This is a genomic window from Streptomyces sp. NPDC026538 (assembly GCF_055567535.1).
This window is the reverse complement of record NZ_JBVHQG010000003.1, coordinates 776,675-800,222: the sequence shown is the minus strand read 5'-3', so window position 1 is coordinate 800,222 and position 23,548 is coordinate 776,675. Positions and strand designations below refer to the sequence as shown.

21 protein-coding genes are annotated in these 23,548 nt (G+C 70.2%); 9 read left to right on the top strand and 12 right to left on the bottom strand.

Annotated elements, in window-relative coordinates; all coding sequences use genetic code 11:
• Positions 1–105 precede the first annotated feature (105 nt).
• The 5 genes from ftsH to dacB form a co-directional block, all read right to left on the bottom strand.
• On the bottom strand, positions 106–2,145 hold the full coding sequence (ftsH, locus tag ACZ4N4_RS16650) for an ATP-dependent zinc metalloprotease FtsH (RefSeq protein WP_453570080.1): 2,040 nt from the start codon (positions 2,143–2,145) through the stop codon (positions 106–108).
• A gap of 209 nt (positions 2,146–2,354) precedes the next feature.
• Entirely contained in the window at positions 2,355–2,915 is a 561-nt protein-coding gene (hpt, locus tag ACZ4N4_RS16645) for a hypoxanthine phosphoribosyltransferase (protein ID WP_360492421.1), read from the bottom strand.
• Between the two features lie 49 nt (positions 2,916–2,964).
• On the bottom strand, positions 2,965–4,059 hold the full coding sequence (tilS, locus tag ACZ4N4_RS16640; RefSeq protein ID WP_453570083.1) for a tRNA lysidine(34) synthetase TilS: 1,095 nt from the start codon (positions 4,057–4,059) through the stop codon (positions 2,965–2,967).
• A gap of 192 nt (positions 4,060–4,251) precedes the next feature.
• A complete protein-coding gene (locus tag ACZ4N4_RS16635) occupies positions 4,252–5,385 on the bottom strand; it encodes a zinc-dependent metalloprotease (protein ID WP_453570085.1) in 1,134 nt (377 codons plus the stop codon).
• Positions 5,386–5,527: 142 nt separating this feature from the next.
• Positions 5,528–7,126 (bottom strand): D-alanyl-D-alanine carboxypeptidase/D-alanyl-D-alanine endopeptidase, encoded by a 1,599-nt coding sequence (dacB, locus tag ACZ4N4_RS16630; protein ID WP_467588996.1) that lies wholly within the window; start codon positions 7,124–7,126, stop codon positions 5,528–5,530.
• Between the two features lie 124 nt (positions 7,127–7,250).
• Here dacB and ACZ4N4_RS16625 point away from each other — a divergent pair, with 124 nt between their 5' ends.
• Both ACZ4N4_RS16625 and ACZ4N4_RS16620 read left to right on the top strand, forming a co-directional pair.
• Positions 7,251–7,742, top strand: a complete 492-nt coding sequence (locus ACZ4N4_RS16625) for an inorganic diphosphatase (protein ID WP_020941402.1) — start codon at positions 7,251–7,253, stop codon at positions 7,740–7,742.
• A 173-nt stretch (positions 7,743–7,915) separates the two neighbouring features.
• Positions 7,916–9,571: a threonine/serine exporter family protein gene (locus ACZ4N4_RS16620; RefSeq protein ID WP_453570090.1), complete on the top strand. Its 1,656-nt coding sequence runs from the start codon at positions 7,916–7,918 to the stop codon at positions 9,569–9,571.
• A 94-nt stretch (positions 9,572–9,665) separates the two neighbouring features.
• On the opposite strand, the gene ACZ4N4_RS16615 is transcribed toward ACZ4N4_RS16620, so the two are convergent.
• Complete coding sequence (locus ACZ4N4_RS16615) at positions 9,666–10,661, bottom strand: DedA family protein (RefSeq protein WP_467588991.1); 996 nt, start codon at positions 10,659–10,661, stop codon at positions 9,666–9,668.
• Between the two features lie 138 nt (positions 10,662–10,799).
• Between ACZ4N4_RS16615 and ACZ4N4_RS16610 the strand changes: the two genes are divergently transcribed.
• Positions 10,800–11,183, top strand: a complete 384-nt coding sequence (locus tag ACZ4N4_RS16610) for a YbjQ family protein (RefSeq protein WP_467588989.1) — start codon at positions 10,800–10,802, stop codon at positions 11,181–11,183.
• 57 nt (positions 11,184–11,240) lie between these two features.
• On the opposite strand, the gene ACZ4N4_RS16605 is transcribed toward ACZ4N4_RS16610, so the two are convergent.
• The gene (locus ACZ4N4_RS16605) at positions 11,241–12,002 is read right to left on the bottom strand and encodes a MerR family transcriptional regulator (protein WP_453570099.1); all 762 of its coding nucleotides are present in this window, start codon (positions 12,000–12,002) and stop codon (positions 11,241–11,243) included.
• A 129-nt stretch (positions 12,003–12,131) separates the two neighbouring features.
• Here ACZ4N4_RS16605 and ACZ4N4_RS16600 point away from each other — a divergent pair, with 129 nt between their 5' ends.
• Together ACZ4N4_RS16600 and ACZ4N4_RS16595 are read left to right on the top strand one after the other, a co-directional pair.
• The gene (locus tag ACZ4N4_RS16600; protein ID WP_467588986.1) at positions 12,132–13,418 is read left to right on the top strand and encodes an ion channel protein; all 1,287 of its coding nucleotides are present in this window, start codon (positions 12,132–12,134) and stop codon (positions 13,416–13,418) included.
• Positions 13,419–13,452: 34 nt separating this feature from the next.
• Entirely contained in the window at positions 13,453–14,862 is a 1,410-nt protein-coding gene (locus tag ACZ4N4_RS16595) for a glutamate decarboxylase (RefSeq protein WP_467588984.1), read from the top strand.
• 46 nt (positions 14,863–14,908) lie between these two features.
• Here the strand turns inward: ACZ4N4_RS16595 and ACZ4N4_RS16590 are convergent, their stop codons facing one another.
• The 3 genes from ACZ4N4_RS16590 to ACZ4N4_RS16580 all read right to left on the bottom strand — a co-directional run bounded on the left by ACZ4N4_RS16590 (position 14,909) and on the right by ACZ4N4_RS16580 (position 17,998).
• On the bottom strand, positions 14,909–15,448 hold the full coding sequence (locus ACZ4N4_RS16590; protein WP_453570107.1) for a DinB family protein: 540 nt from the start codon (positions 15,446–15,448) through the stop codon (positions 14,909–14,911).
• 103 nt (positions 15,449–15,551) lie between these two features.
• Positions 15,552–17,012: an aldehyde dehydrogenase family protein gene (locus ACZ4N4_RS16585; protein WP_467588981.1), complete on the bottom strand. Its 1,461-nt coding sequence runs from the start codon at positions 17,010–17,012 to the stop codon at positions 15,552–15,554.
• Positions 17,013–17,173: 161 nt separating this feature from the next.
• Positions 17,174–17,998 (bottom strand): helix-turn-helix domain-containing protein, encoded by an 825-nt coding sequence (locus ACZ4N4_RS16580; RefSeq protein ID WP_467589134.1) that lies wholly within the window; start codon positions 17,996–17,998, stop codon positions 17,174–17,176.
• Positions 17,999–18,331: 333 nt separating this feature from the next.
• Here ACZ4N4_RS16580 and ACZ4N4_RS16575 point away from each other — a divergent pair, with 333 nt between their 5' ends.
• Entirely contained in the window at positions 18,332–18,832 is a 501-nt protein-coding gene (locus ACZ4N4_RS16575; RefSeq protein WP_467588978.1) for an ATP-binding protein, read from the top strand.
• A gap of 90 nt (positions 18,833–18,922) precedes the next feature.
• On the opposite strand, the gene ACZ4N4_RS16570 is transcribed toward ACZ4N4_RS16575, so the two are convergent.
• The gene (locus ACZ4N4_RS16570) at positions 18,923–19,141 is read right to left on the bottom strand and encodes a DUF397 domain-containing protein (RefSeq protein WP_453570542.1); all 219 of its coding nucleotides are present in this window, start codon (positions 19,139–19,141) and stop codon (positions 18,923–18,925) included.
• A 929-nt stretch (positions 19,142–20,070) separates the two neighbouring features.
• Between ACZ4N4_RS16570 and ACZ4N4_RS16565 the strand changes: the two genes are divergently transcribed.
• Together ACZ4N4_RS16565 and ACZ4N4_RS16560 are read left to right on the top strand one after the other, a co-directional pair.
• Positions 20,071–20,601 (top strand): hypothetical protein, encoded by a 531-nt coding sequence (locus tag ACZ4N4_RS16565; protein ID WP_453570113.1) that lies wholly within the window; start codon positions 20,071–20,073, stop codon positions 20,599–20,601.
• A 172-nt stretch (positions 20,602–20,773) separates the two neighbouring features.
• Positions 20,774–21,289: a DUF4232 domain-containing protein gene (locus ACZ4N4_RS16560; RefSeq protein WP_467588976.1), complete on the top strand. Its 516-nt coding sequence runs from the start codon at positions 20,774–20,776 to the stop codon at positions 21,287–21,289.
• A gap of 152 nt (positions 21,290–21,441) precedes the next feature.
• Here ACZ4N4_RS16560 and ACZ4N4_RS16555 read toward each other — a convergent pair whose 3' ends face one another.
• Positions 21,442–22,572, bottom strand: coding sequence for a DUF2786 domain-containing protein (locus ACZ4N4_RS16555; protein WP_467588974.1), 1,131 nt, complete (start codon positions 22,570–22,572; stop codon positions 21,442–21,444).
• A 143-nt stretch (positions 22,573–22,715) separates the two neighbouring features.
• Between ACZ4N4_RS16555 and ACZ4N4_RS16550 the strand changes: the two genes are divergently transcribed.
• Positions 22,716–23,528: a Clp protease N-terminal domain-containing protein gene (locus tag ACZ4N4_RS16550; protein ID WP_467588971.1), complete on the top strand. Its 813-nt coding sequence runs from the start codon at positions 22,716–22,718 to the stop codon at positions 23,526–23,528.
• The last annotated feature ends 20 nt before the right edge of the window (positions 23,529–23,548 follow it).

Below are 23,548 nucleotides of genomic sequence, written 5' to 3'. Positions count from 1 at the left end.
TGTGGGTCACGCGCCTCATATGCGGGCATACCGAAAAGCCGCGCCCCCCAGGCTAGATCCTGGGGGGCGCGGCATCCATTCCGAGCCGGGTGAGACCGGTGTGACTCAGCTCTCGGGACGGTCCTCCGGGGCCTTCTCGACCGCCGGGGCGGACTCGGCCGCCGTGGACTTCGCCGTGCTGATCGCCGGCGTCGCGCCGTTCGCCCCGTTGGTCAGTGCGAGCTCCTTCGGGGAGAGCACCGGCGGGCGGGTGGACGGCGTACGGCGGGAGGAGCCGGTCCACGCGGGCCGCGCGGGCCGCTTGTGGATCGCGGCGAAGATCTCGGCGATCTCCTCCTTGCCCAGGGTCTCCTTCTCCAGGAGCTGGAGCACCAGGTTGTCGAGGACGTCGCGGTTCTCGACCAGGATCTCCCAGGCCTCGTTGTGCGCGTTCTCGATGAGCTTCTTGACTTCCTCGTCCACCAGGGCGGCGACCTCTTCCGAGTAGTCGCGCTGGTGGGACATCTCACGGCCGAGGAAGGGCTCGGTGTTGTCGCCGCCGAACTTGATCGCGCCGAGACGCTCGGTCATGCCGTACTGCGTGACCATCGCGCGGGCGGTGGCCGTGGCCTTCTCGATGTCGTTGGCGGCGCCGGTGGTCGGGTCGTGGAAGACCAGTTCCTCGGCCGCGCGGCCGCCCAGCATGTAGGCGAGCTGGTCGAGCATCTCGTTGCGCGTGGTCGAGTACTTGTCCTCGTCCGGCAGGACCATCGTGTAGCCGAGGGCCCGGCCACGGGACAAGATCGTGATCTTGTGGACCGGGTCGGAGTTGGGGGAAGCCGCCGCGACCAGGGCGTGACCGCCCTCGTGGTACGCGGTGATCTTCTTCTCCTTGTCCGACATGATCCGGGTCCGCTTCTGCGGGCCCGCGACCACACGGTCGATCGCCTCGTCGAGCATCTGGTTGTCGATGAGCTTGCGGTCGCTGCGGGCCGTGAGCAGCGCCGCCTCGTTCAGCACGTTCGACAGGTCCGCGCCGGTGAAGCCCGGCGTGCGGCGGGCGACCGCCGCGAGGTCGACGTCGGGCGCGACCGGCTTGCCCTTCTGGTGGACCTTGAGGATCTCCAGACGGCCCTGCAGGTCCGGCGGGTCGACCGCGATCTGACGGTCGAAACGGCCGGGGCGCAGCAGCGCCGGGTCGAGGATGTCGGGCCGGTTCGTCGCGGCGATGAGAATCACACCGCCCTTGACGTCGAAGCCGTCCATCTCGACGAGCAGCTGGTTCAGGGTCTGCTCGCGCTCGTCGTGACCGCCGCCGAGGCCGGCGCCGCGATGACGGCCGACCGCGTCGATCTCGTCGACGAAGACGATCGCCGGGGCGTTCGCCTTGGCCTGCTCGAAGAGGTCGCGGACCCGGGAGGCACCGACACCGACGAACATCTCGACGAAGTCGGAACCGGAGATCGAGTAGAAGGGCACCCCCGCCTCGCCGGCGACGGCACGCGCGAGCAGCGTCTTGCCGGTGCCGGGACGGCCGTAGAGGAGCACGCCCTTGGGGATCTTGGCGCCGACCGCCTGGAACTTGGCCGGCTCCTGGAGGAATTCCTTGATCTCGTGGAGCTCCTCGACGGCCTCGTCACAGCCCGCGACGTCCGAGAACGTCGTCTTCGGGGTGTCCTTGGTGATGAGCTTCGCCTTGGACTTGCCGAAGTTCATGACCCGGGAGCCGCCGCCCTGCATCTGATTCATCAGGAACAGGAAGACGACCACGATGAGGACGAAGGGGAGCAGGGAGAGCAGGACACCGACGAAAGCGTTCTGCTTGGTCGGCGAGACGGTGTAACCGTCGGGGATCTGCTTGTCCTGGTACTTGGTCTGCAGCGTGTTGGCGATGGTCACGCCCTGGTCGCCGATGTAGCTCGCCTGGATCTTCGAGCTGCCGTCGACCTTCTGACCGTCCTTGAGCGTGACCTTGATGGTCTGCTCGTCACCGGTGGTCAGCTTCGCCGATTCCACCTTGTTGTCGTTGATCGCCGCCACGACCTGGCCGGTGTCCACCGTCTTGTAGCCGCCGGACGAGCCGACGACCTGCATCAACACGACCACGGCAAGGACGGCCAGCACGATCCACATGACCGGCCCACGGAAGTATCGCTTCACGTCCATCCATACGGAGCGGTGTCGCCCCGTCCCTCCTGCCATAGTGAGTTTGATAAGACAGTTCTTCTGACGGTACCCCAGCATGACTACCCGAAGCCGCACGGAGCGGGCTCGGACGGCTGGCAAACCCGTCTCTGCATGCTCCAACGGCGCGAAACCCGCTGGGGTTCCCGATCGTCTTACGTAAGTGGACCCTCCGGCGTATCAGCCGGGGTTCAGCCGCCGTAGACGTGGGGCGCGAGCGTACCGACGAACGGGAGATTGCGGTACTTCTCGGCGTAGTCGAGGCCGTAGCCGACGACGAACTCGTTGGGGATGTCGAACCCGACCCACTCGACGTCGATGGCGACCTTGGCCGCGTCCGGCTTGCGCAGCAGGGTGCAGATCTTCAGGGTCTCGGGCTCGCGGGAGCCGAGGTTGTTGATCAGCCAGGACAGGGTCAGTCCGGAGTCGATGATGTCCTCGACGATCAGGACGTGCTTGCCCTTGATGTCGGTGTCGAGGTCCTTGAGGATCCGCACCACACCGGAGGACTGGGTGCCCGCGCCGTAGGAGGACACGGCCATCCAGTCCATGGTGACGGGGGTGGACAGCGCCCGGGCGAGGTCGGCCATGACCATCACGGCGCCCTTGAGGACGCCGACGATGAGCAGGTCCTTGCCCGCGTACTCCGCGTCGATCTTCGCGGCCAGCTCGACCAGCTTCGCGTCGATCTCTTCCTTGGTGATGAGTACCCGCTGAAGGTCGGCACCCATGTCTTTCGCGTCCACCCGCATCACTTTCGGTCGTCCCACCGGCGGAGCCCGGACCCCGGGGGGTACGGAATCAGCCTTGCCGGATCACCAGTCTGCCACCCTGACGCTGGGCGACGACCTTGCCGGGGAGATTGATGACTCCCTGACCGCGCCAGCCGGTGATCAACCGGTCGACTTCCTCGATGTGCCGGGCGAAGAGCGAACCGGCCGGTGCGCCCGCCTCGATGGCCGCCCGGCGCAGGATCCGGCGGCGGACGGCGGGCGGCAGGGCGTAGAGCTTGGCGCACTCCAGCTGACCCGCCGCGTCCCGTACGGAGGCCTCGGCCTGGCTGGCCCAGGTGTCGAGGGCGTCGGCGTCGTCGCGGGAGAGCTGGGCGGTGCGGGCCAGAGCCTCGACGACGCCCTTGCCCAGGGCCTTCTCCAGGGCGGGCAGGCCCTCGTGGCGGAGCCGGGAGCGGGTGTAGGCCGGGTCCGCGTTGTGCGGGTCGTCCCAGACCGGCAGGGACTGGACCATGCAGGCCTTGCGGGCGGTCTGCCGGTCCAGCTGGAGGAACGGGCGACGGTAACGGCCGCCGGCCCCCGAGACCGCGGCCATTCCGGACAGGGAGCGGATGCCCGAGCCGCGGGCGAGGCCGAGCAGGACGGTTTCGGCCTGGTCGTCCCTGGTGTGGCCGAGCAGGACCGCGGTGGCGCCGTGCCGCTCGGCGGCGGCGTCCAGGGCGGCGTAGCGGGCGTCCCGGGCGGCGGCCTCGGGGCCGCCGTCGCGGCCGACGGTCACGGTGATCGACTCGACCGGGTCCAGGCCGAGTTCGCGCAGCCTCAGGACGACTTCTTCGGCCCGCAGGTCGGAGCCGGGCTGCAGGCCGTGGTCGACGGTGATGCCGCCCGCGCGGACGCCGAGTTTGGGGGCCTCGAAGGCGAGGGCGGAGGCGAGCGCCATCGAGTCGGCGCCGCCGGAGCATGCCACGAGGACGAGCGGGGAGGGGGGCCGCTCGTTCGGTGACTGTTCCGGGATGTCTCCGACGGGGCGCGTGAGGCGCGCGACGATGCGCCCACCGGCGCGTTCACCGGTGGTACGGCTGTAGGAACTGTTGTCGGTGAGGACGTCGTGGAGGACGCGGCGGACCGCCAGGCGTATCGCCGCGACCGCAGGATGGGGACCCATGTCCGGTTCCCTTCATGAAGTTTTCGGGGGGTGAACCCGAGATCGGTCACTCAGAGTATGTAGATGGTGACAGAAACGGGCCGTTCCCCGAGCATCGCACGCCTACCCATCGCTCACGGTCCCTCGGACGGGTGATTGGAGGGGCGTTCGCCTGCCGTCGGCGGGATCCGATTCACCACGCCCCCGGTCGGTTCACGACTCGGCCTTGCGATGCACCCGCGCGACCCAGTCCGCCGGTTTGGCGATCTCGGCCTTCGTGGGCAGGGTGTTGGGGGAGGTCCACACCCGGTTGAAGCCGTCCATGCCGACCTGTTCTACGACGGCCCGCACGAACCGCTCGCCGTCCCGGTACTGCCGGAGCTTGGCGTCCAGGCCGAGCAGCTTGCGCAGGGTCATGTCCAGCCGGGAGGCGCCCTTGGCCCGCCGCTGCTGGAACTTCTCGCGGATCTCGGCGACGGTCGGTACGACCGACGGTCCCACCCCGTCCATGACGAAGTCGGCGTGGCCCTCCAGGAGGGACATGACGGCGGTCAGCCGGCCGAGGATCTCGCGCTGGGCCGGGGTCTGCACCAGCTCGACGAACGACCGTCCGCCGTCGTCCTCCTCGGCATCCGGGCGGCCCCCGGCGAGCGACTGGGCGGCGTCCCGGACCCGTTCGAGGACGGTCATCGGGTCGACGTCGGTCTCCGACAGGAATCCCTGGATCTCGCCCTCCAGGTGGGCGCGCAGCCAGGGCACCGCCGTGAACTGGGTGCGGTGGGTCTCCTCGTGCAGGCACACCCACAGGCGGAAGTCGTGGGGCTGTACGTCGAGTTCGCGCTCCACGTGGACGATGTTCGGGGCGACCAGCAGCAGCCGTCCGCCGCCGTGCTCGTCCGCGGGAAGGTCGCGGGAGGCGGGGGCGAAGGTCTCGTACTGGCCGAGCACCCGGGAGGACAGGAACGACAGCAGCATGCCGAGTTCCACGCCGGTGACCTTGCCGCCGACCGCACCGAGTACCGCGCCGCCCGGACTGCCGGCCCGCCGCTCCTGCATCTTGTCCAGCAGCGGCTTGAGGAGTTCACGGAACCCGGCGACGTTGGCCTTCACCCAGCCCGGGCGGTCCACCACCAGGACGGGGGTGTCGTGGATGTCGTCGTTCCCCATACGAGTGAAGCCCCGGACGTGTTCCTCCGAGGCCTTCGCGTGCCGCCGCAGCTCCGCGACGATGGCCCGGGCCTCGTCGCGGCTCACCTCGGGGCCCGGCCGCACGAGCCGGGTCGCGGTCGCCACCGCGAGATTCCAGTCGACCATCCCAGAAGAAGCAGCGCCACCGATGCTCGTCATGCGTCAACCGTACGTTAGCGCTCCCACTTGGGGCAGGCCGTGGAGGTTGGTGAAGGTGCGGCTGATTTGTGCGGTGGGCGGGGTTGGTGGTGCTTGCGCCGGCCGATGCGGGCGTGCGTCGGCGCCGGCCGGGCGCCGCGGTTCACAGGCCTGCCAGCGCCGTCGCCGTCCGGTCCAGTGCCTCCTGGGCCTCCTGCGGACTCGTGGTGTCCGCCGCGAGAAAGGCGAACGCCAGCAGGCGGCCGTCCTTGTCCACGAGCGTGCCCGCCAGGGTGTTGACCCCGGTCAGGGTGCCGGTCTTCGCGCGTACGACGCCTGCCGCGCCGTCCGTGTAACGCGTGCTCAGGGTGCCCGTGAACCCGGCCACGGGCAGGCCGGTGAGGACCGGACGCAGGCCCGGCCGGTCCGCGTCGGCGGCCTTGACGAGCAGGGCGGTGAGCAGGTTCGCCGTCAGCCGGTCGTCGCGGTTCAGGCCGCTGCCGTCGTGGAAGGAGGCGCCGGTCATCGGCAGGCCCAGCTGGGCCAGTTGGGCGTGGATGGCGGCCGCTCCCCCGGCGAAACTGGCCGGCCGGCCGCTCGCCAGTGCCGTCTGGCGGGCCAGGGCCTCGGCGATGTCGTTGTCGCTGTTGGTCAGCATGCGCTCGACGATCGCGGACAGCGGAGGCGAGGAGACGGTGGCGAGGGTGTCGGCCCGGCTGCTCGCCTTGGAGGTACCGGGCGACGAGGTCTTGATGCCGGCGTCGGTCAGGAAGCCTGCGAACTTCCGTGCCGCGTCGGCCGCCGGGTCGCTCACCCGGATCGCGGGGCCGTTGGCGGAGCCGTCGGTGCGGGCCTCGTCGGCCATGAGGGGGCTCACGCGCGCGATGTTGTCGTTGACCCCGATGGGGTGCAGGTCGGGGCCGCTGTAGAGCGTGGTGTCGTACGAGAGCGTGATCTGTTTGATGCCCCGCGCGGTCAGCGATCTCGCCGTCTCGGTGGCGAGGGTGCGCAGGCCGGCCCAGCCGCCCGTGTCCTTGCGGGCGGTCAGGGTGGGGTCGCCGCCGCCGACCAGGACGACCTCCCTGGTGCCGGGTTCGAGGGCCACGCGCGTGGTGATGCGGTGGTCGGGACCGAGGGCGGAGAGGGCGGCGACGGCGGTGGCGATCTTGGTGGTGGAGGCGGGGGTGAGGGCCGTGTCGGCGCCGGCGCCGTAGAGCCGCCTGCCGGTGGCCACGTCGACGACCACGGCGGTGCGGGTGGCGCCGAGCGCCGAGGAGTCCAGAAGGGGCCCCAGGAGGTCCGTGACGGCCGTTCCGGAGATTCCCGCGGGTTCTCCGCTCGGCGCCGACTTCACGGTGTTCATGGCGGCGCCCAGGCCCGTCAGGACGGATCCGGCGCTGGGCGCGGGACTCGGCTCTCCCACGGCGGTGCCGGCACCGTGATCTGCGCCACCCGTCCGTTCCGGAGCGGCGGCCCGGTCCCGCTCGGCCGTACGCTGACCGTTGGCGTCCCAGGGGCCCGCCGCGGTCACCACACCGGCGGCCAGCGCGAGCCCCGCCGTGGCGGCGCCCGCCGTGTACTGCCAGGTCCTGAGGTTCCGGGGACGAGGGGTGCGGACCAGGGTGGCCGGCCGGGGTCCCCGTGCACGCGTGATGCGTGCCAGCTGCGGTCCGACTGCTCGCCCCAACCGCTTGACCTGCGGTTTCGTGGCGGTCACCACGCGTGCCAGACCCGGTCGCACGGCACCCGCGATCTTCCGCACACGCGGTTTCGCGGACTGCCAAGGCCTCAGCTCTGGCACGACCACCAGCCCCTTTCGCGATCACACACCTGCGTGAGGGACACTTAACCACCAGAACTATGTGTTGATCATGGAGGAGCCACCGGTGGAGTTCGACGTCACGATCGAGATCCCGAAGGGTTCGCGGAACAAGTACGAGGTGGACCACGAGACCGGTCGGATCCGCCTGGACCGTCGTCTCTTCACCTCGACCGCTTACCCGACCGACTACGGATTCGTCGAGAACACCCTCGGCGAGGACGGCGACCCGCTGGACGCGCTGGTCATTCTTGACGAGCCGACGTTCCCGGGCTGCCTCATCAAGTGCCGCGCGATCGGCATGTTCCGGATGACGGACGAGGCGGGCGGCGACGACAAGCTGCTGTGCGTCCCGGCCACCGACCCGCGCGTGGAGCACCTGCGCGACATCCACCACGTGTCGGAGTTCGACCGCCTGGAGATCCAGCACTTCTTCGAGGTCTACAAGGACCTGGAGCCCGGCAAGTCCGTCGAGGGCGCCAACTGGGTGGGCCGCACCGACGCCGAGTTGGAGATCGAGCGGTCGTACAAGCGCTTCAAGGAGACGGGCGGCCACTGAGCCAGTCCGCGCACGGGAAACGGGCCTCACGCGTGCGTGCGGCCCGTTTTTCGTGTCCACCGGGTGTTCGCCGGATCTCCACCGGCCCGCGCGGGCCGGTTTTTGGTGGCCGCTGAGTGGTCATGCGCATACTGAGGCGTACGTGAAATTGTCGTTCAGGGAGCGTTACGACGGTGACCGAGGAGGAGGACCGCAAGCCCCGGTCGGACGAGGCGCGGTACGACCCGGAGATCACGTCCGAGTTCGCCGTTCCGGCGGGCATCGCGGTTCCCGAGGCCGGCGTCGAGCCCGAGACCACGTCCGAGTTCGTGGTACCTAAGGGGCTGGCGACGCCGCAGCAGGCGTCCGGCGAGCCGGAGGGCTCGGCGTTCACCATGCCGAGCACCTACAGCGCCTACGACGCCCCGACCGCCTTCACGCCCGCTTCCGGATTCCCCACGGTCAGTCTCGTCAAGGACGCGCCCTGGCAGGACCGGATGCGCACGATGCTGCGCATGCCGGTGACCGAGCGGCCGGCGCCGGAGCCGGTGCAGAAGGCCGAGGAGGGCGGCCCTGCCGTCCCGCGCGTGCTCGACCTGACGCTGCGGATCGGGGAGTTGCTGCTGGCCGGCGGCGAGGGCGCGGAGGACGTGGAGGCCGCGATGTTCGCGGTCTGCCGGTCGTACGGACTCGACCGCTGCGAGCCGAACGTCACCTTCACGCTGCTGGCCATCTCCTACCAGCCCTCGCTGGTCGACGACCCGGTGACGGCGTCCCGGACGGTGCGGCGGCGCGGGACCGACTACACGCGGCTGGCCGCCGTCTTCCGGCTCGTGGACGACCTCACCGACCCCGAGACCCATGTCTCCCTGGAGGAGGCCTACCGGCGGCTCGCGGAGATCCGCCGCAACCGGCACCCGTACCCCGGCTGGGCGCTGACCGGCGCGAGCGGGCTGCTCGCCGGGGCCGCCTCGGTGCTGGTCGGCGGTGACTTCCTGGTGTTCGTGGCGGCCGCGATCGGCGCGATGCTCGGCGACCGGCTGGCGTGGCTGTGCGCGGGGCGGGGGCTGCCGGAGTTCTACCAGTTCATGATCGCCGCGATGCCGCCGGCCGCGATCGGGGTGGCCTTCGCGCTCGCCCACGTGGATGTCGCGGCGTCCGCCGTCGTCACCGGTGGACTCTTCGCGCTGCTGCCCGGGCGGGCGCTGGTCGCGGGCGTCCAGGACGGGCTCACCGGCTTCTACATCACCGCCTCCGCGCGGCTGCTGGAGGTCATGTACTTCTTCGTCGGCATCGTCATCGGGGTGCTGACGGTCCTGTACTTCGGCGTGAAGCTGGGCGGCCGGCTCAACCCCGACGCGACGCTGATCGGCTCCGAGCGGCCGCTGCTGCAGATCGCCGCGTCGATGGTGCTGTCGCTGACCTTCGCCGTGCTGCTCCAGCAGGAACGATCCACCGTGCTGGCCGTGACCCTCAACGGTGGTGTGGCCTGGTGCGTCTACGGCGCGATGCACTACGCCGGCGGGATCTCACCGGTCGCCTCCACGGCCGCGGCGGCCGGGCTGGTGGGGCTGTTCGGGCAGCTGCTGTCGCGGTACCGGTTCGCTTCCGCGCTGCCGTACACGACCGCGGCGATCGGGCCCCTGCTGCCGGGGTCGGCGACCTACTTCGGGCTGCTGTCGATGGCGCAGAACGAGGTCGACAAGGGGCTGGTGTCGCTGGCCAAGGCGGCGTCGCTCGCCATGGCCATCGCCATCGGGGTCAACCTGGGTTCGGAGATCTCGCGGCTGGGGCTGCGGGTGGGTTCCGCCGGCAAGCGCAGGGCCGCGAAGCGGACGCGGGGGTTCTGAGCGCCTCAGGGGGCACATCGGTCCGTGCGCGACCGCAGGCTTGTGGGGGTTGATCGCGCAGTTCCCCGCGCCCCGAAAAGTAGGGTCCTGCCGCTTACGGCGCTCGGTGGTGGTCCTCGCTGTACGGGTTCTCCTGCTGGCCGTAGCCGTTGTGGCCATAGCCGCCCTGGCCGTAATCGTTCTGGTCGTAGCCGTTCTGGTCGTAGCCGTTCTGGTCGTAGTACGGCTGCTGCTGGCCGTACTGAGGCTGGGGCTGGCCGTACTGCGGCTGGGGCTGCGGCTGGCCGTACTGCGGCTGGGGCTGCGGCTGGCCGTACTGCGGCTGCCGCTGGGGCTGGGGCTGGCCGTACTGCTGGTGGGGCTGTTGCGGGGTGTACGTCGGCTCGATCCTGCGGAGCTGGGTCGTCGCGTCGTCCGTCAACGGCGGGGCGGGGTACTGCTGGAGCGGCTGCTCCGCCGGCGTCGCCTTCTTGCTCTTCGCACGGGCCCGCAGGAACTCGATGGCGATCGGGATCACCGAGACGAGGACGATCAGGATCAGGATCGCCTCGATGTTGTTCTTGACGACGTCGATCTTGCCGAGCCAGGAGCCGAGCAGGGTGACACCGGCGCCCCAGAGGACACCGCCGATGACGTTGAACACCAGGAACGAGCGGTAGGCCATGCCGCTGACGCCGGCGATGATCGGCGTGAACGTGCGGATCACCGGCACGAAGCGGGCCAGGATCAGGGACTTCGGGCCGTGCTTCTCGAAGAACTCGTGCGCCTTGGCGACGTTCTCCTGCTTGAAGAGGCGGGAGTTCGGGCGGTTGAAGAGCGTCGGGCCGACCTTCTTGCCGAACATGTAGCCCGCCTGGTCGCCGAGGATCGCGGCGACGCAGATCAGGGCGATGGCACCCCACAGGGGGAAGTCCAGCTTGTTCGAGGTGATCAGCAGGCCGCAGGTGAACAGGAGGGAGTCACCCGGCAGGAAGAAGCCGATCAGAAGGCCGGACTCGGCGAAGACCACCAGGAGCAGACCCCAGATGCCGAACGAGTCGAGAAGGTTGTTCGGATCCAGCCAGCTCGGGCCGAGGGCGAGCGTCATCACGGTTCCGGGCTCCTGTGGGGTGAAGGCACAGCGGGTTCCTTGTGCGGCCGCACAAAACTATCAACGCAATGTGTCCACCCCAGGTTCCACCGGTGGAACCTGGATGCACTGTGCCTGCCCTGGGGAATGGCTGTGGACATGGGTATCGAAGAATACGGCGGCGGTCAGGGACCCCGTCCCGATGTGCTGGTGGTCACCACGAACGACGTTCCCGGGTACCGGGTGCGGGAGGTCATGGGCGAGGTCTTCGGACTGACCGTGCGCTCCCGGCACCTGGGCAGTCAGATCGGCGCGGGTCTGAAGTCGATGATCGGCGGTGAGCTGAAGGGGCTGACGAAGACGCTCGTCCAGACCCGCACCCAGGCCATGGAGCGGCTGGTGGAGCAGGCACGCGCGCGTGGCGCCAACGCCGTGCTGGCCTTCCGGTTCGACGTGACGGAGGCGGCGGACGCGGGCACCGAGGTGTGCGCGTACGGCACGGCCGTCATCGTCGAAAGACTCGACCAGCCCGACAGGGCCTGACCCGACGAGACCCGGCTCGACAGGGCCCGGCCCGACGAGGCCCGGCCGGACGCCGGGTCACGTCGTGTGCCGCGCCGCGTTCGCCTCGATCGCCGCCTTCAGGTGCTCGGCCAGGCCCGGGGCCATCGAGTCGTAGAACGCCTTGAAGCGCTCGTCGGACACGTACATCCCGGCGAGGCAGCGGTGCATCTCGTACGGGCAGTCGTAGAACCAGGCCGAGATGTGCCGCCGGTGTTCCTCGGCCATGTCCATGGCCCGTGTGCCGGTCGGCGGCTCGGCCTCGTTCACCAGGGCGGCGTAACGCTCGCCCCAGTCGTCGACCTCGGCCTTCATCCGCTGCCAGTCCGCCTTGGTGTAGCGGGCGGCCCGGCGCTGCGACTCGGCGTAGGCGTCGGTGCCGCCCCAGCGCTGCTCGGCCTCCTCGGCGTACTGCTCGGGGTCCTTGTCGCCGAAGACCTCGAAGCGTTCCTCGGGGGTGAGGTTGATGCCCATCCTGCGTGCCTCCATGGCGTGCTCCACGGCCGCGGCCATCTTCCGCAGCTTCTCGATCCGGGCGGTCAGCAGTTCGTGCCGGCGGCGCAGGTGCGCGCGCGGATCCGCGTCCGGGTCGTCGAGCAGCGCCGCGACCTCGTCGAGCGGGAAGCCGAGCTCCCGGTAGAACAGGATCCGCTGCAGCCGGTCGAGGTCGGCGTCGCCGTACCGCCGGTGCCCGGCGGGGCTGCGCTCGCCCGGGACCAGCAGGCCGATCTCGTCGTAGTGGTGCAGGGTGCGCACGGTGACGCCGGCGAATCGGGCGACCTGTCCTACGGAGTAGCTCACTTCCGCTCCTTTCCGGGCTCCACCTTGGGTCCTCACGTCACGTGAGGTGCAAGTCGGCTGGGTTCGGGGCCTCCCGACGCCCGATTCCGCCGGGATGTTGTGTCGGTTTTGCCCGCTTATGGTGGGGCCGTGGCCCAGGACACCGCGCGACAGGCGCTCCCCACCCCGCCCTCGGCCCCCGCGCGTGCCCTGCTGCCGCTGATCGTGCCCGCCCTGGTCGTCGGGGTCGGCAGCAGCCTGCTGTACCTGGTCGTGAGCTCGCTGGCGGAGCGGTTGCAGCACGTGCTCTGGAACAACCTGCCCAACGCGCTCGGCATCGGGCGCTACTCGGTGCTGTGGATGCTGGTGATGCTGACCGCGACCGGCGTGGCCGTCGGGCTGGTGGTGTGGAAGGTGCCGGGGCACGCGGGGCCCGATCCGGCCACCCTGGGCCTGGAGGCGGTGGCGCTGCCGCCCGTCGTCCTGCCGGGGCTGCTGCTGGCGACCGTGCTGATGCTGGCCGGTGGCCCGAGTCTCGGTCCCGAGAACCCGATCATCGCCGTGAACGTGGGGCTGGCGTTGTGGCTGGGGCGCCTCGCGATGCCCCGGATGCCGGGCTCGCTGTGGCCCGCGCTGGCCGATGCGGCGACCCTGGGCGCGCTGTTCGGTACGCCGGTGGCGGCGGCCCTGGTGATCTCCGAGGCGCTGGCCGGGAAGCCGCTGAAGGGGGCGCTGTGGGACAACCTCTTCGGGCCGCTGATGGCGGCCGGCGCGGGTGCGATGACGACCGCCCTGGTGGCCCGTCCGACCCTGGACCTCGGGCTGCCCGCGGTCGGCAGGCTGCGCTGGCCCGACCTGCTGGCGGCTCTGGTGATCGCCCCCGTGGCCGCGCTGCTCGGCATGCTCGCCGTCTACGCCCTGCCGTACGTCCACGGGGCCTTCCTGCGCCTCGGACACCCGATGGTGGCCCTGCCGGCCGGCGGCGTGGTCCTCGGCCTGCTAAGCGCGCTGGGCGGCCATCTGACGCTCTTCAAGGGGCTGGCCGAGGTCGCGGAACTGGCGAAGAACCCGTCGGGCTGGTCGGCGGGCCAGTACGCGGTGATGACGGTCGTCAAGCTGGCCGCGCTGCTGGTGGCCGCCTCCTGCGGTTTCCGCGGTGGCCGGATCTTTCCGTCGGTTTTCATCGGCGCGGCCCTCGGGCTGTGCGCCCACGCCCTGGTGCCCGCCGTCCAGCCCTCGGTGGGCGTGGCGGCAGGCGTGCTGGGCATGCTGTTGGCGATCACCAGGCAGGGCTGGGTGAGCCTGTTCACGGCCTCCGTGCTCGTGGCCTCGACGACGATCCTCGCCCTGCTGTGCATCGCGTCGCTGCCCGCCTGGCTGCTGGTGACCGGACGGCCGAAGATGCAACTGAGGGCGGACGGCACGGCCCTGCGCTGAACCTTGTGAAACTGCTCTAGGAGGCACACCTGTCATGCCGCTCCACAAAGGATCCGGGAAGCACCGCGACCGCTCCGTGTCCGTCAACCCGTTCTTCGGTGAGGCGAACCCGGTCGCCGGCATGGCCGAGGCGCCGCCCACGCACCGGCTGCCGGACGGCCCACTGCCGCCCTCGACCGCCTACCAGCTGGTTCACGACGAGCTGATGCTGGACGGCAACGCCCGGCTGAATCTGGCCACGTTCGTCACCACCTGGATGGAACCGCAGGCCGGTGTCCTGATGGCGGAGTGCGACGACAAGAACATGATCGACAAGGACGAGTACCCGCGCACCGCCGAGCTGGAGCAGCGCTGTGTGGCGATGCTCGCCGACCTGTGGAACGCGCCGGATCCGGCCGGCACCATCGGATGTTCGACGACGGGCTCCAGCGAGGCCTGCATGCTGGCCGGGATGGCGATGAAGCGCCGCTGGGCGCAGCGCAACGCCGACCGCTATCCGGGCGCCGCCCGGCCGAACCTGATCATGGGCATCAACGTCCAGGTCTGCTGGGAGAAGTTCTGCAACTTCTGGGAGGTGGAGGCCCGGTTCGTGCCCATGGACGGGGACCGCTACCACCTGGACCCGCAGGCCGCCGCCGAGCTGTGCGACGAGAACACCATCGGGGTGGTCGGCATCCTCGGCTCCACCTTCGACGGGTCGTACGAGCCGATCGCCGACCTCTGTGCCGCCCTGGACGCCCTCCAGGAGCGCACCGGCCTCGACATCCCGGTCCATGTCGACGGCGCGTCCGGCGCGATGATCGCGCCCTTCCTGGACGAGGACCTGGTGTGGGACTTCCGCCTGCCGCGGGTGGCGTCGATCAACACCTCCGGGCACAAGTACGGCCTGGTCTACCCGGGCGTCGGCTGGGCGCTGTGGCGCGACAAGCAGGCGCTGCCCGAGGAACTGGTCTTCCGGGTCAACTACCTGGGCGGCGACATGCCCACCTTCGCCCTCAACTTCTCCCGCCCCGGCGCCCAGGTGGTCGCGCAGTACTACACGTTCCTGCGCCTCGGCCGGGACGGCTACCGCGCGGTGCAGCAGGCCTCCCGGGACGTGGCCACCGGGCTCGCCCAGCGCATCGAGGCGCTCGGCGACTTCCGGCTCCTCACCCGGGGCGACGAGCTGCCCGTGTTCGCCTTCACCACCGCCGACCAGGTGACGTCGTACGACGTCTTCGACGTCTCCCGACGGCTGCGGGAGAGCGGCTGGCTGGTGCCGGCGTACACCTTCCCGGCGAACCGGGAGGACCTGTCCGTGCTGCGGGTGGTGTGCCGCAACGGCTTCTCCAAGGACCTGGCCGAGCTGTTCCTGGAGGACCTGACCCGGCTGCTGCCCGAACTGCGCCGGCAGCCGCATCCTTTGATCAGGGACAAGGACGCGGCCACCAGCTTCCACCACTAGGAGCGGCCAAGAGCGGCCAAAGGCGGCTGGGAGCTGCCGAGAACGGCTAGGAGGCCTGCTCCAGGGCCACCAGCTCGAAGGCCGTCTTCCCGTCCAGGGACTCGCGGATGATGTCGGCATGGCCCGCGTGGCGGGCGGTCTCGCGGATCAGGTGGAGGCAGACCCAGCGCATGGAGACCCGGCCCTCCGGCGGGAACCAGGGCTGCGGCGGGAGCGGGAAGGTGTCGTCGAGGCTGGGGACGGAGCGGATGAACTTCTCCGTCTCGGCGGCGACCTCCTCCCAGTAGGCGAGCTGCGAGGCCACCGTCTCGTCGCCGACCAGCTGGAAGGTCTCGTGCCAGTTCGACTGGTCGCGCTCGATCGCCGGCGGCTCCTGCTTGGCGCGGGCGATCCAGCTCTGCTCGACCTCGGCGACGTGCTTGAGCAAGCCCGACAGGGTCAGCTCACTGGCGCTGGGCCTGCTCGCCGCCTGCTCGTCGGTCAGGCCGAGCAGTGCCCGGCGGATGCCGCCGCGCTGCTCCTCGATGAAGGCGAGCAGCGCTCCGCGCTCGTCGCCCTGTGCTTCGGCGGAAACGTGAGTGACCATGACCGGCAGCCTTTCCTCGGATCGTGTTGCCCTGACACCGACGAAGCTACGGGCCCTTTAGGACAGATCGCGTCCTAAAGGGCCCGCCGCGGCCGGACGGATCTCAGAACGGGAAGCCGCTCCGGCCGTGCTGGACCGAGATCCACTTCAGGGTGGTGAAGGAGTCCACCGTGGTCTCGCCGTTCAGGCGGCCGAGGCCGGAGTGCTTCTCGCCGCCGAAGGGGACGACCGGCTCGTCGTGGACCGTGCCGTCGTTGACGTGGAACATGCCGGTGTCGATCTGCTTGGCGAAGGAGACGCCCCGCTCGATGTCACCGGTGTGGACGGCGCCGCTGAGGCCGTACGGGGTGTCGTTGACGATGCGTACGGCCTCCTCCTCGCCGTCGAAGGGGATGAGGAAGGCGACCGGGCCGAAGACCTCCTGGCGGAGCAGTTCGGACTCGGCCGGGACGTCGGTGAGGACCGAGGGCTCGACCAGGTTGTCGGTGGTCGTGCCGTGCACCAGGGCCGTGGCGCCCTCGGCGATGGCCTGCTCGACCGTGGCCGAGATCGACTCCGCCTGCTGGGAGTTGATCAGCGGGCCGATGACGGTCCGGGGGTCCTGCGGGTCACCGGCCCTGAGGGTCTTCACCTTGGCGACGAACTTCTCGGTGAACTCGTCGGCGATCGACCGGTCGACGAGCACGCGGTTGGCCGCCATGCAGACCTGGCCCTGGTGGACGTAGCGGCTGAAGACCGCCGCGTCGACCGCGTAGTCGATGTCGGCGTCGTCGAGGACCACGATCGCGCTGTTGCCGCCCAGTTCGAGCACCGAGCGTTTGAAGAGCGAGGCGCAGACGGTGGCCACGTGCCGGCCGACCTTGTCGGAGCCGGTGAAGGAGATGACCTTCGGGACGGGGTGCTCGATGAAGGCGTCGCCGATCTCCGCGATGTCGGTGACGACGACGTTGAGCAGGCCGCCCGGCAGGCCCGCGTCCTCGAAGAGCTTCGCCACCAGGGTGCCGCCGACGATCGGGGTGTTCTGGTGCGGCTTGAGGACCACGGCGTTGCCGAGCGCGAGCGCCGGCGCGACCGACTTGATCGACAGCAGGAAGGGGAAGTTGAAGGGGCTGATCACGCCCACGACACCGACCGGCACGCGGTAGACGCGGTTCTCCTTGCCGTCCACCGGGGAGGGCAGGATCCTGCCCTCGGGGCGCAGCGACCACTGGATCGACTCGCGCAGGAACTCCTTGGCGAGGTGCAGCTCGAAGCCGGCCTTCAGGTGCGTGCCGCCGAGCTCGGCGATGATCGCCTCGGTGATCTCGGCCTCGCGCTCCTCGATGAGGCGCAGGGCCTTCTCGAAGACGGCACGGCGGGCATAGGGGTTGGTGGCGGCCCACTGCTTCTGGGCGCGCGCGGCGGCCCGGTAGGCCTGATCTATCTCCTCGACCGCGGCTATGGTGATCGACGCCAGCTTCTCGCCGTCGTACGGGTTGAAGTCGATGATGTCCCAGGAACCGGTCCCCGGGCGCCACTCACCGTCGATGTACTGCTGGGCCAGGTCGGTGAAATAGGACGACATGTGATCCCTCGATCCCCTGCTGCGTCGGCAGTCGATGCAGACACCCGATCCACATCACGGTCTGATCACGCGTCATCGTACTTGTGTGACAGGGGAGTTGGGACATCAGTTCGGTGATCTCCCGGCAGGGTCGAGGGTAATCCCCCGGTGCACCGATATATCTACGACAGCTGGAGCAGCCCGCGCAGCAGGTCCCGGCTCTCGTCCGGTCCGGGGCTGTCCTGCTGGAGCTCCTTCAGCGCCTGCTCGTACTGGGTGACGTCCTCACGCTTGTCGAGGTAGAGGGCGCTGGTGAGCTGCTCCAGGTAGACCACGTCGGACAGGTCGGACTCCGGGAAGCTCAGGATCGTGAAGGAGCCGCCCTCGCCGGAGTGGCCGCCGAAACTGAACGGCATGATCTGGAGCCGCACGTTGGACCGCTCGGAGATCTCGACGAGATGCTGCAGCTGACCGCGCATCACCTCGCGGCTGCCGTAGGGCCGGCGCAGGGCGGCCTCGTCGAGGACGATGTGGAAGTCGGGGGCGTTTTCGGCCACCAGGTACTTCTGCCGCTCCATGCGCAGGGTGACCCGGCGCTCGACATCCTCCTCGCTGGCCCCCTTCATGCCGCGCCGCACCACGGCGCGCGCGTACTCCTCGGTCTGCAGGAGGCCGTGCACGAACTGCACCTCGTACGCGCGGATCAGATGTGCCGCGCCCTCGAGGCCGACATAGGTGGGGAACCAGCTCGGCAGGACGTCCGAGTAGCTGTGCCACCACCCCGCCACGTTGGCCTCCCGGGCGAGGGAGACGAGCTGTTCGCGCTCGGCCTCGTCGGTGATGCCGTACAACGTCAGCAGGTCTTCCACGTCCCTCGTCTTGAAGCTCACCCGGCCGAGCTCCATGCGGCTGATCTTGGATTCGGAGGCACGGATCGAGTACCCCGCGGCCTCGCGGGTGATGCCCCGAGCCTCACGCAGCCGCCTGAGTTGCGAGCCGAGCAGCATTCGCCGCACCACCGATCCGGGCTCTCCCGCGCTCACGTTCGCCAGCCTCCCCAACCGTCTTCAGGGCCCGCAGTCTGCCACTAAAACACTTCGAGCAGTACTCGTCCGGTTACGGAAACGGAAAGCGGCCAAAGTTTAAGCACAGGAAGTTGCAAGCAGGTAGTGAGCCAACGACTGCAAGTTGGCGGAAAAAATGGCCAACAAGCGGTACGGGAGGGTCCAATTCGGTCGCGTGCACGTGCATCTGCCCTTGCATCTGCTGTGCGCATCCGAAACCATGGTCCCGCGCCACCGCTGCATCGCAACGACCGCGAATTCCCGGGAGTGCCTCGCATGGGGACGAATGGATCGACCATGCTCAAGCCATTACGGCAGGGCCTTCCGCCGCTTGATCCCGCGGCCGTGTCCAACGCCGCCTCCTGCGCCCTGCCGGCCCGCTACGAAGCGGTGCGCGAGGCCCGGCTGTTCACCCGGAGAACGCTCGACCAGTGGGATGTCGGGGAGCGCTTCGACGACATCTGCCTCGTCGTCTCGGAGCTCGTCACCAACGCCCTGCGGCACGCGGTGCCCGGTGAGTCCGAGCGCTCCGCCGCACCGCAGGCCCCGGCCGTCCGGCTGCACCTGATGCGGTGGACCGAGCGGCTGGTGTGCGCGGTGCGCGACCCGAGCCACGGCACCCCCGCCCCCAGGGACTCCGACGACTTCTCGGCGGAGTCCGGCCGCGGGCTGTTCCTGGTCGACTCCTTCAGCGACAGCTGGGGCTGGCACCCGCTGGCGGGCACCCTCAGCGGCAAGGTGGTGTGGGCGCTGTTCCGGCTCCAGTCCGCCGAATAGGAAACCCGGCGTCTTCGGACGCCGGGTTTCTACGCGCGTTACCGCGCATTCCGCGGCGAATGCGCCGGGTTCCTCCTGATGGGCCCGGCGTCAGCCCACTATCAGGTGATCGAACTCCCCGTCCTTGACGCCGAGGAGCATCGCCTCGATCTCCGCCCTCGTGTAGACGAGCGCCGGCCCGTCCGGGAAGCGCGAGTTGCGGACCGCCACGTCGCCGCCCGGCAACCGCGCGAACTCGACGCAGGAACCCTGCGAGTTGCTGTGCCTGCTCTTCTGCCAGGCCACTCCGTCCAGCTGCGTCGCAGCCATGCCGTTGTACACGTCAAACCCCCCGTACACGCCGTCAACGTCGAGGTTCACAGGTCGCTCCCCGGTGGTGCACTAACTGGCTGATGTGGCCATTGATGCAGTGGTCAACTGACCCGGATCATAACTCTGTTCACGTGCACATGCATGAGCAGATGCACGTGCACGGGGGGTGTTCCTGCGGTTACAGCTTTGACGACCGCTTTACCCAAGCCGTTCCAGCGTCTGCCCCGGAGCTGCCCAGACATGCGACCGCCGGCCCCCGTCCATGATCGTGCACGCCGTCATCCACGCCCGGCCGTCGAGATCGAACCCCTCATGTACTAGGAAGAGACGCGTACCGCGCCCCTCGTGTTCCAGCGTCCATGTGATGGTCCGGTGAGCGAGACCGGCCGGAAGGCCTCACGGGGCGGGAGCGGGAAGGAACTGGTCCGCGTAGGCCCGGGCCGTTCCCGCCCGCTCCCGGCTCCCGGCTCGTTCCCGGCGGGGCGTCCTGGCGGGGGGCTCCGTACGGCAGCGGCGCCATCTCGCGCGCGCTCTTGATCGCCCGGGCCGGCAGTCGCTGCTGCTGGGCGGAGCCCGGGTGCCGCGGCGGCTGCCTCCGCGGGGGCAGGCTCACAGCGGATATCTACCTGGCGTCCGCAAGTCCTCCTGGTGAGTCCTGGTAGCTTGCCGCTGTCGTTCGGGCGGCCGGGCGGCCGACCCCCCTAGAGCTTGGGAGCGTTGCGGTGACCACGGCTGAGGCGAGTACGACTACGACGCACACGGAGACGGCTGGGGCCGCGACTTCGGCTTCGACTTCGGCGCACGCGGGGACAGCTGCGGCTGCGGCTGCGGCTGCGGCGCACGCGGGTACAGCTGCGGCTGCGGCTGCGGCGCACGCGGGGACGGCTGCGACTTCGGCTTCGGTACGCACGGGGACGACTTCGGTCGTGGCGGGTGGCGCGTCGGCCGGGCGGCCGGGCGCGCGACCCGCCGTGCGGATCGTGGCCGCCGCCGCGGCGGGCCTGGTGGGCGCGCTCGCGCTGGCCGCGTGCAGCAGCGGCGGCTCCGGCAGTTCCGGCGGTGACTCCTCGGCCACCTCGCCCGGCACCTCGTCCGCGGCCGCGACCGCCACGTCAGGATCGGACGGCACCACGGCCTCCTCCGACGCGCTGCAGGGCAGCTGGATCACCACGAGCGGTGGCAAGATCGTCGCCCTTGTGGTCACCGGCAAGAGCGCCGGGCTCTTCGAGACCGGCGGGTCGGTGTGCAGCGGAACCGCCGGCGAGGAGGCCGGGATGCGGATGATCCACCTCACCTGCACGGGCGGCAGCAAGGACCGGGTCACCGGAATGGTCGACTCGGTCAGCAAGAGCGGCATGAAGGTCACCTGGTCCGGAAAAACCGGCGAGGAGACCTACACCAAGGCCGAGGGCGGCAAGTTGCCGTCGGGGCTGCCGACGGCGAGCCTCGGACAGTAGGAGAAATAGGGGCAATAGGCGCGTATTCGGTGACCGAGACATACTTTCACCGGTCCGCGCCGATCGGCCGGAGTGCGCCGTGAAGCGGTCAGGGGCAGGGGCGGGCGCGCGGCACCCGGGCGGGGGCGTGATGATGCTGGGACACCGCCACGACCTCGATGGGGATCTGCTCATGCGCGTCATTCCGCTCACCGTCACGGCCCTCGCCGCCACCCTCGCCCTGACCGCCTGCGACGACGGCAACGCCGGCGCCAGCGGCAAGAACAGCTCGGCCTGCGAGGTGGGCAAGGTCTCCGTCCAGGTCGGCTCCGCCAGCGTCGCGCCGGCCGCGGGCGACACCGGCGAGGTACCGGTGAGCCTCACGAACCAGAGCGCACCCTGCACACTGGACGGCTTTCCCGGCGTCAAGCTCAAGGCGGGTGGCACGTCGGCGACGGTGTCCGCCCTGTCGGGCGCGAAGGCCGACAAGCTCAAGCTCGCCAAGGGCGACTCCGCGACGTTCTCGATCAGTTATGTGCGCGCCAAGGACGGCGACAAGGCGGGCCTCGCGGCCACGTCGATGACGGTGTCCCTGCCGGGGAGCGACGCGACGCAGAGCTTCCCGTGGAAGTACGGGCCGGTGGCGGGCAAGGGTTCCGCGGACAAGCCGAACGCGACGGTGGGGGCGTTCCAGCAGGCGGGAGACTGAATTCCGGGGCAGCCGGGCTGAGCTTGGCCGGTCCGGGTCGTACGGCAGTCCGGACCGCACGTCGGCTCGGGTCAACGCCTTGCTCCGGGCCGCGCGTCGGCCCAGGCCTCGCGTCGATCCGAGCCGCCCGTCGGTCCGGGCCGCCCGTCTGCCTAGGGCAGGGGGGAGCGGGAGTGGACCTGGGCCCGGTCCGCCGCTCTCGTGCCCTCCGTCCAGCCCGCCTCGTCGGTCACCCCGCGCAGGCGGGTCGTGGTGGTCTCCGGGAACATCCGCTCCATGTGATCGGTCACGGCCATCTCCCTGGTGGCCAGGACCGGGAGCAGGTCCTGGGGCGCCTCGGTCCCGGTGACGGCCGCCCGCGCGGCGGCCGCCAGCCGGTCGCCGACCCGGTGGGCGTACGCCGCCAGGAAGGACTGACGGAAGGTCTTCGTCCGCTTCCGGCCGCCCGCCCGCTGCGCCGCCTCCGCCTTCGTCATCGCGTGCGTGGCCTGCACCAGCAACGAGGTGTAGAGCAGCTCGACCGCCTCCAGGTCCGCCTCGAAACCGACGACCGTGGAGAACGCCAGCGGCTCGTTCCACACCGCCCGGCAGTGGTTGGCCGTGGCGACCGCGTCCAGCAGCACCGCCTTGGCCTGTTCGTACGGCGGCTCGACCCCGATCCGGCAGGCTCCGGGCGCATCCGGCGCGGGCGCCCCCGCGGCGAGCAGCGCCTCGTCGACGCTGTGCCGGGCCATCAGCTCCTGGGCCTTGGCGCTGAGCGCCTCCGCCTCCTCGGGATAGCCGGTCGCCTCGGCCTTGGCGAGCAGCGCGCGGATCCGGGTGAGCATGCGGGACTCCGGCCGGTGCGGGTCCGCGCGGGGTCCGGACTCGTCGAGAGGCTCCAGGGAGGGCAGCCGCAGCAGCAGCCGGTACAGCTCCAGGACGGCGGTGGCCTGCGAGAAACGGTCGCCCGCGCGCGCGTGACCGTCCGGCAGCGCGTCCAGCTGCGCCCGCCAACGGGGGCCGCGCGACCGGTCGTCCGGCGCCTGGGCCCGGATCAGCCCGGCGGCGAGCCGGACGTGCGGGTCGTCCAGCTCGCGCCGCACCAGTCGTACAACGTCGGCGGGCTGCCAGCCGCGCCGCCAGGCCGCGGCGACGAACTCCCGCCCCCGGCGCGCGAGTTCCGCGTCCGCGCCGGAATCGGCCGCGAGAAGGGACGCGCCCGTGTCGAGGCCGGAGTCGGTGCCGTCGTACAGGGCGGTCTGGAAGGCTCGGTCGACGGTGCTGGGTTCACTGCTGGTCACACCTCGATCGTGCCACGCGCCACCGACAGCGGTCGGCGGCCGTCCACACCCTGTGGACAACTGTCCGGCGCCCGGCCGCCGCAGCGGAACCGTGGCGTCAACCGAGGGTTGACACCCTAGCACTGTCAACCTACGGTTGACACATGGCGACCAACCCGAACATCACGGCATCCGTACGCCTCGACGACCTCATCGCGGCGATCAAGACGGTTCACCCCGAACCCCTCGACCAGCTCCAGGACGCGGTGATCGCCGCCGACCACCTGGGCGACGTGGCCGACCATCTGATCGGCCACTTCGTCGACCAGGCCCGGCGCTCGGGCGCGTCCTGGACCGAGATCGGCAAGAGCATGGGCGTGACCCGGCAGGCGGCCCAGAAGCGCTTCGTGCCCAAGGAGTCGGCCGACCTCGACCCCAGCCAGGGCTTCAGCCGCTACACGCCACGGGCGAAGAACGTGGTCATGGCCGCCCACAACGAGGCGATCGCTGCACGCAACCCCGAGGGCCGACCCGAGCACCTGGTCCTCGGCCTCCTGTCCGAGCCGGACGGCATCGCGGCGAAGGCGATCGTCGCGCAGGGCGTCCTGCTGGACACCGTGCGCCAGGCGGCGACGGCCGCGCTCCCGCCGGCCGCCGAGAACGTCCCGGAACTCATCCCCTACGGCCCGGAGGCCAAGAAGGCCCTCGAGCTCACCTTCCGCGAGGCCCTGCGCCTCGGCCACAACTACATCGGCACCGAACACCTCCTGCTGGCCCTCCTGGAACACGAGAACGGCGACGGCGTCCTCAGCGAACTGGGCATCACCAAGCCCGCGTCCGAGGAGTACATGCACAAGGTGCTGGGGCTGCTGCTGGAACAGAAGAACGCGGCCGCGGAGGCCGCGGGGGCGGCGGCGGAGGCGGAGGCAGCGGGCGAGCCGAAGGAGGGCGAGGCGAAGGAGGGCGAGGCGGGCTGAAAAGTCCTTCGAGACGCTGA